This is a genomic window from Pseudomonas sp. (assembly GCF_028293835.1).
Taxonomy (GTDB): domain Bacteria; phylum Pseudomonadota; class Gammaproteobacteria; order Pseudomonadales; family Pseudomonadaceae; genus Aquipseudomonas.
This window is the reverse complement of the sequence record NZ_JAQGNX010000081.1, coordinates 22,555-28,783: the sequence shown is the minus strand read 5'-3', so window position 1 is coordinate 28,783 and position 6,229 is coordinate 22,555. Positions and strand designations below refer to the sequence as shown.

The following is a 6,229-nucleotide window of genomic DNA, read 5'->3' as shown; positions in this document are numbered from 1 at the left end:
GGACACCTCAAGCACTGGGATGCGCAGCGATTTCAGCGTTACGCTGTCATGGAGATTTTCCAAATGACGTTTGTGCGCATCAATTTTTTTCTGAATGTTTCGTCGTGCCCTGGCGCTGATGGCGTCACCTCCGGATTCCAATAGCCCCTCATAAAAGCGGACATTCTCTTCCATAGCCGCTTCCGCCTTACCCACCACAACGGTGTTACGGCATTCGATCTGGCAGTTCGTTGGATCTGGACGAACCCGGCCTTCGGGTCTTGACCTTCCAACGAGGCATGGAGGAAGGTTGGTCTCATTGAAATCATCAGCCGAGACGCAATAGGTTCCAACGGCGGTACGTCCCACGTAGATTGGAGTCCCGGCGCTCAGCAAGTGGGACACGTAGATGAGGATCGAGACTTTCAGGCGCTTGCCTTTAAATTCCTCAGGGCGCTTAACGATTTGCTTCGCAAGGCGATCGGCAGCGTCCCCGGAGTAGCTACCATCGCGTACGGCGGAGACTATTTCGTGAAACTCTTTGGAGTAGCTTTCTTCCAAAGCCTGAGCGACTGATCGCACCAAATAAGGGTTCCGGGAAATGTATTGCAGCGTCATCGCGTAGCTATGGTGACCAAAGAGCAAACGGATGACATCAATGTTTCGCTCGCTCCGATTGATCAAAATTTCGGCGATAGTTTTCCGAAAGCGGTGAGGGTGAATGCGCTCGATACCGGTGACCTTTTCAAGGTCCCAGATAATGTTCTGAGGCAAGTTCGGTTGCTCATTCACCACAGCAGTAGCGCTGAAAGACGTCTGAAATATCAGGCCATTTTTGTAGTAATCACGGAGACTTCTGAGGGTTTTGAGATTCTCGATGATTTTTCCAACGTAAGTCGGAAGTGGTAGCGCCTGTTTTTCACCGTTGTAGTTGGGGTCATGAGCCGTTTTGAACCGCGTTACATCTATCCAGTATCGGCCGATCTGGTCGCAGGTCACATCATCGAATGTCAGCGCTGCGAGTTCATTGCGCCGCATGCCCGTTACGAGGGCTACGAATACGAACACCGCGTTTCGAACCTTGTCAATCGCGACTGCGTAGTCGGAAAGCCATCGGTAAGAAATTGTCGGTATTTTATTGCTAAACGAGTTGGTCATACTGTAGCTCAGGACTGTAGTCCCGTTGATCTCAATTCCCATCGCTTGCTCAAATTCGGGCTGTCTACCAACTCTCCTAACGACACCTTTCGCGAAATGCTCAATTCCTGATTCGATTATGTAATTTCGAGCCTCCAGCAGCCGTGGTGTCGCTTCCTCAAGCCAAAACAAAGCGTTGTTAACCAGCTTTTCCAGTTCCAGCTCTGAAAAAGGAATCCAAGTCTGCAACGAATCAGCGAAGGTCTGAAGGACGTCTTTGTGCCGTTCTTTGGTTTCAATACCCGTGAGTTCAGGTGAAAGACGAAACCCCTCAGATAGAAGCTTGTGAGCTGAGAGCGACGACCAAAAGCGCAGAAAAAAGAAAAGCCCAGAATAGTGGCTCGACTGACCACTAGCTTTCGCATCGTCCAATGCTTGGTTCAGCATTGGAATCGTGATGAGCCGGATGTGTTCTGGGATAGCGGTCAGCCTGTTGGGCTCCAGCAAATACATCTCAATGAATCTGTAGTCATAAGACTTTGCACGTGTAGAGGAGAACGACTTAATGCGTGCAAAAGGTGTGAATGCTGGTACCAAGTGATAGACCAACTCGCGTTTCAGTTCATTTGAGCCCGGCATGTCTCGGTCGAAATAAAGGTTCTGTGGCGTACCCTTTGATTCGTCCGTAAATTTCCAAATGGGGTCTCTGAATTTCGAATACAGCGAGATCGGAAAATTTCCGTCGGGAAACAGCCTAAACTTATTCAAAAATCCACTCTTGCCCAGCTCCAAATTGCCGGTCGTTTCTTCCAGCAAAGCCTCGAAGGTAGCCAGTGCCGCCTCTTCCGCGTCAGCTTCGAATTCAGCGATGATGCGGTCTTGTTCATCAGTGTAATCAGACATCGCTCATCTCCTCTTCAAAAATCAGTCGCAGGCTCGACATGTCTCGGGGCAGCAATGGGGAATGCTTCCGGCGGTAACGGACGGCGAGCTTGATGGTCTCCTCCTCGTGGCAATCGTTGATCAGGTATTCCAGGATTTGCTTTCTCCAAAGCAAATCTGCGGTTCGTGGTCCTTCGCTCTCGTTCTCCAACTCATATTCGATATGAGCCAGCATCTCCATTAGGTAGGGGAGCGAGTCCTCATAAATCCTTACGCGGGAACAACCGACGCATTTTTCAAGCCGGAAGCACTTCCGGCCAGGTTCGACAAAGTTTTCGTGACCAAGCCAGTCTGGACTTAATTGATCTTCGCAGCCCCAAAGTGGGCGATCTTTTCCAGGCATGGTGAAGACCTTGACGGAGGCGTTAGCACGCTCCGCTGCTCGTTTTCCCAGCAGGCCACTAAATTGCCGATTGACGAGTAGCGTCACCACCGCATCTAACTCGTTTCGCAAGCGCTCCTCGCGTTCTTGCATCGCGGCACCTGAGCTATCGTAATGAACGTCCGTAGTCGAAATCTTCTCGTGGCCAAAATGAGTGGAGATAATGCTGAGCGGGGTGGTCCGTTTTTTATGGAGTGACCATGTTGGCCTTAAGCGTGTGGTGATCTCGCTCGCCCTTAGCAATCGTTTCCCATTCTCCGTGACTTCATATGACTTCAGAAAACGTTCAACGCCGTTACATATGAATTGAGAATTGAGATTGAAGAGTGTCGGCTTTTATTTTTGAACCAATCACCCCAAGCCCTCAGAAACAGATAAAGCGGGTTTCGTTCCTCCCAAGCCTTTTGAAAAGGATTGGTGTCGAACGGAAAGCTTTTGAGCGGTGCAGAGAGATTCCCAGCCAGTTTGATGAGGCTATAGATGGAATATCGATCCTCCCGATTGCTCGAAGCAGTAATCTGCTTCGGCGCATCGTACGGTTTGTCTAAACCTTGAGAACGAAATTTTTCCGAAAAAATGACCGCGAGATTTTCATCGATCGAGCCTGTCAAAATATGTTCAAAGTCGGTGCCATCAATCCCTAAGACGGTCTCTTTATTCCATCCCGATTGTAGGAGAAGAAACATCACAATCGCACTTTGATCCATGGATGTCGGAAAATACATCTCCAGAAGCTGATCTAAGCTAAAGCTGCCATTGTAATTGGCGCAGACTGTATACTTATGCGTAAGCACTTTAATCACGCTGTCGCAGTCCCGCTTGAAGCTTGTGATGTAGGAAATGGTGACGTTTTTAGAGACCTCATCTAGCGACATCGACATGGGAAATCCATGATCCAAAAAAGTTTTCAGGCTTCGGGTGTGGTCAACATCCCATGGCCGGATCTTTACAGGATTTTCCTTGTCGTTAACGGGAAGGGTATCGAACTCGTAGGGTAATGCAATCTCAACGAGCTTTCGAAATTCAAGTTTCTCGTAAAGTCGATCGATATGAGTCATCAGTGCGATTCTGAGTGACTCGTATGCGTCACTGCTTAAAGGCTCTGTTTTGTTGCCTTTTGGGCGCCTAATAATAGGAAAGAGCAGCAGCGGGATCGTGCCATTTTGTTTGGCGACATTAGCGAAAGCGCTCTTTAGCTTTTCAGCGTTTGAAATCGGTTCTTTTTTTCGGAGCAAATAATCCTGATAGCCGAGAACAATCTCTATAGAAATATCAGTGAACTGATTAGGTTGCAGTTCGACGGGGTTTATAGCTCGATGTTCAATTAGGTAGTCGAAGAAAAGACATATGGCACAACTCAACCTATAGCCATTCTGAGCGACAACAGTAGAAGCGTAACGCACAAAAATGTAGTGAAGCGTCAGACAGAGATTCGAGTCGGTGTTGTAGTAAGCATGTTTCACAAAGGGTAAAGGAATAATCATTCCGCAGCGCGCTTCAACAGTGTCTAGCGCGAGAAACTCATCTATATTCATTCAAGTTGGCTCAATTAGTGTGGAAGGCTTCCCCAAGCGTCATCCACTTTTTTTCTTAACTCCTCGATTGTACCATTGTTTTCAATAAGTAAATCGGAAGTGCCAACTTTTATCCCAAGCTCCGAAGAGTGGGAATGAACTTTCATCGCGATGTCTCGGGTTATATGCCAAATTACACCGCAATGACCGCGCCAAAACGATGCTTCATTTTCATACCGAATATCTTTGATGACGAAGGTATGTTTCCCCGTCGTATCTAATGACTTGGCTGTACAAGGCGTTACCGGAAGTTGCGCTCTCGTTACTCCGTGCCCCGGGAAGTCCCGATGCACATACGTCGATAAGATCGAAAACATTTCATTAGGGGTCATCGACCAAAAGGCGTCAGGCTGATCTCGTCGATCGGACTGCCATACCTGTTCATAGCTTAGGCCCCAAATCATTTGCACAGCTAGCCGTATAGATGAAGAGGGCGAGGTGAGATCCTCGGGCAGAGGAGGGCGTGTATCGATGTTGGGATGATTGAGCTGGCGATCTGCGCGCAGCAACCAGTGGTCTGGGTTATGATCTCGCAACCATTCAGTCCCCATTCGCTGGAACATCTGGCGAGGGGACAAACCCCATAATTGGATTGTTTTCTCCTTGAGATCATCTGACCATGCCTGCTCATCTGTCAGGCCAAACAAGGCTTGGCACCCTGCTTTGAGCGGATCGGCTAAAGCGTACGCAGCTACCCCAGGATGTTCCAAAAGCATCGAAGCAACCGTGTCCTTCCCGGAGCGAGCGACTGCGGCCAAGCCGATGATGTTGGGCATTTCTAGCTCCGAAGCCCGTGTTTCCGAGGCTTTGAGGGTTGGCGGGGTATGTTTACATCTATCTCAAGGAGCATATAATAGGGCTATGTTTACATACACGCAAGAAGAGATACAAGACGCAACGTATGCCTATCAGGGCGGCGGCCGTGGTTTGTCCCATGATCGGATTGCAGCGCTGGAAGCCTTTGTTCAGGGTGACCTGCGACCTGATTTGACCCTGGTGTTCGACCTGCCGGTGGAGGTTGGCCTGGCCCGCGCTACAGCCCGTGGCCGACTTGACCGCTTCGAGCGGGAAGGCCGGACCTTCTTCGATGCTGTGCGCGGCACGTATTTAAACCGCGTCGCCGCTAATCCGGCGCGTTATCGATTGGTAGACGCAGCGTTGTCACTGCCCGAGGTTCAGCAGTCCCTCGATGGATTGTTGCCTGAACTGCTGGAGCTGCACCGTGGCTGAGGCTTACCCGTGGCAGGAAAGCCTTTGGCAGCAGATGGCCGGGCGGGGGCAGCATGCCCACGCCTATTTGCTGCACGGTCCGGTGGGCATTGGTAAACGTGCATTGGCGGAGCGGCTGATGGCGCGCTTGCTGTGTCAGCGGCCGCAAGGACTGGACGCCTGTGGACAGTGTAAATCCTGCATGTTGCTGGCAGCCGGTAGCCATCCCGACCACTACGTGCTGGAACCGGAGGAAGCGGACAAGGCAATCAAGGTCGACCAGGTTCGCGAACTGGTGAGTTTCGTCGTGCAGACCGCGCAAATGGGTGGGCGCAAGGTGGTGTTGATCGAGCCTGCCGAGGCCATGAACGTCAACGCTGCCAACGCATTGCTTAAAAGCCTGGAAGAGCCTTCGGGCAATACCGTGCTGTTGCTCGTCAGCCATCAGTCGAGCCGATTGTTGCCTACGGTCAGAAGCCGTTGCGTGCAGCAGGCTTGCCCGCTGCCCAGTGAGACGATGAGCCTGGAATGGTTGGCCAAGGCGCTGCCTGATTGCACCGAAGAGGATCGTTTCGAACTGTTGACCTTGGCGGCCGGATCGCCTCTGGCGGCGGTCAGCCTGCAAGCGCAAGGCGTCCGTGAGCAGCGGGCGCTGGTGGTGGACGGGGTGAAGAAGCTGCTTAAACAGCAGCAATCACCGACTCAGTTGGCCGAAGGCTGGAAAGATATTCCACTGTTGCTGCTGTTCGATTGGTTCAGCGATTGGTCGCTGCTGATCTTGCGTTATCAACTGACTGAAGACGAAACCGGCCTTGGTTTGAACGATATGCGCAAGGTGCTGCAATATTTGGCGCAGAAGTCTGGCCAGGGCAAAGTGCTGGCGATTCAGGACTGGGTGTTGTTGCAACGTCAAAAAGTCATGTCTAAAGCCAACCTTAATCGGGTTTTGTTGCTTGAAGCGTTGCTCGTGCAGTGGGCAGGCTTGCCCGGACAAGGTTAGACTCCG

Annotated in this window: 5 protein-coding genes and 1 pseudogene; 2 read left to right on the top strand and 4 right to left on the bottom strand. The window is 51.0% G+C overall.

What is annotated here, in order from left to right; genetic code table 11:
- The 4 genes from JWR17_RS09935 to JWR17_RS09920 form a co-directional block, all read right to left on the bottom strand.
- On the bottom strand, window positions 1-2,019 hold a 2,019-nt coding region (locus tag JWR17_RS09935; protein WP_299830733.1), incomplete at its 3' end, for a tyrosine-type recombinase/integrase.
- On the bottom strand, window positions 2,012-2,533 hold the full coding sequence (locus tag JWR17_RS09930; RefSeq protein ID WP_299830731.1) for a hypothetical protein: 522 nt from the start codon (window positions 2,531-2,533) through the stop codon (window positions 2,012-2,014). The genes JWR17_RS09930 and JWR17_RS09935, both read right to left, overlap by 8 nt.
- Before the next feature lie 182 nt (window positions 2,534-2,715).
- Window positions 2,716-3,975 (bottom strand): hypothetical protein, encoded by a 1,260-nt coding sequence (locus JWR17_RS09925; protein ID WP_299830729.1) that lies wholly within the window; start codon window positions 3,973-3,975, stop codon window positions 2,716-2,718.
- 14 nt (window positions 3,976-3,989) lie between these two features.
- Window positions 3,990-4,790 carry a deoxynucleotide monophosphate kinase gene (locus JWR17_RS09920; RefSeq protein ID WP_299830727.1) on the bottom strand — a complete coding sequence of 267 codons (801 nt, stop codon included), beginning with the start codon at window positions 4,788-4,790 and terminating at the stop codon, window positions 3,990-3,992.
- 115 nt (window positions 4,791-4,905) lie between these two features.
- Between JWR17_RS09920 and JWR17_RS09915 the strand changes: the two are divergent.
- Together JWR17_RS09915 and JWR17_RS09910 are read left to right on the top strand one after the other, a co-directional pair.
- Window positions 4,906-5,244, top strand: a pseudogene (locus JWR17_RS09915) (dTMP kinase); the annotation flags it as partial.
- A complete protein-coding gene (locus JWR17_RS09910) occupies window positions 5,237-6,223 on the top strand; it encodes a DNA polymerase III subunit delta' (RefSeq protein ID WP_299830725.1) in 987 nt (328 codons plus the stop codon). The pseudogene JWR17_RS09915 and the gene JWR17_RS09910, both read left to right, overlap by 8 nt.
- The last annotated feature ends 6 nt before the right edge of the window (window positions 6,224-6,229 follow it).